The organism is Mesorhizobium sp. M5C.F.Ca.IN.020.32.2.1, from assembly GCF_004023105.1.
Lineage (GTDB): Bacteria > Pseudomonadota > Alphaproteobacteria > Rhizobiales > Rhizobiaceae > Mesorhizobium > Mesorhizobium wenxiniae.
In genome coordinates this window covers 1-522 of record NZ_RZSX01001619.1, presented here as the reverse complement: position 1 = coordinate 522, position 522 = coordinate 1, and the positions used below count along the sequence as shown (strand labels likewise).

Sequence of the window (522 nt, the reverse complement as noted above, 5' to 3'; positions counted from 1 at the left end):
GCGTTATCGTTCCCGAACCCTAACGACGTAAACGGGTCGAGAACGGTATTTCGTTTCGGGCACAAGCGTCGGATTTACTAGCTGTGAAAATTGTTGTCCGGCGCGGAATACTGCCCGTAGTAAGCGGACGAAAGGACGAAAAATCAGGTCTGGAAAACGAAATGAGCTCGATAGACTGGCACGCAGCGCTGCCCATGACGGATGATCAACGGCGCAATGCCCTGGCTGACATGGAGTTAATCGCGTGCGGCGAAGAACTCGATTTGCCGTGGCGCCGTGTCCGGATTTTGCTCGATCATAAGCTTGCTGTGGTCCAGCATCCCGTTTTGACGGCGGGGAGCCGCACGTCTCTCGGCCTGACTGATCACGGCCTGCGAATCATGGATGCTGCAGGAGCGCGCCAGACAAATCGCGCATAAGAAAAAATTCCTCTTGACGAGGAACCGGCGGCGGGTGTTCTGCTTTTGTTCATACGACAGGAGCAAGCATGCGCAAGCCGGAAACCATCGAACGGCTCTATTT

The 522-nt window shown here is 55.0% G+C and carries 1 protein-coding gene; it reads right to left on the bottom strand.

Annotation, left to right across the window (positions count from 1 at the left end):
- Positions 1-236 precede the first annotated feature (236 nt).
- Positions 237-522, bottom strand: a 286-nt coding sequence (locus EOA86_RS39795) for a hypothetical protein (RefSeq protein ID WP_206630292.1), incomplete at its 5' end; no start/stop codon positions are given.